The 303-nt window shown below is 67.0% G+C and carries 1 protein-coding gene; it reads right to left on the bottom strand.

The window, feature by feature from the left end; all coding sequences use genetic code 11:
- Positions 1-32: 32 nt before the first annotated feature.
- Positions 33-303: hypothetical protein (locus tag AC0IYH_RS30715; RefSeq protein ID WP_471837941.1), on the bottom strand; the 271-nt coding region annotated here is incomplete at its 5' end.

The following is a 303-nucleotide window of genomic DNA, read 5'->3' as shown; positions in this document are numbered from 1 at the left end:
CTAGAGGAAAAGCCCCGGAATGCGGCGTCGCATCACGTCGCAAATGGTCGCAACGCGGCGGAGCGGGGCTCGATCGGCGGCTGAACGAGGCGCCCGATCGCCTCGACGACCGCGTGGTCGGTTTTCCAGCGTGCGACGATACGGCGGGTATAGCCGGAGGCCCCCCATTTTTCGTCGCGCTCGCTCGCCCGCGTCAGAATGGCGAGAAGCTGGTTCCGATCCCCGAACACGCTGGCGACGAAGGCGGGCCAGCTATGATCGGAGGCGGGCATCGCTTCGGCGTAGGTCAATCCGCGGGTCAGC

It is taken from the genome of Pseudomonas sp. AC463, from assembly GCF_979253585.1.
This window is presented reverse-complemented; position numbering and strand designations above follow the sequence as displayed.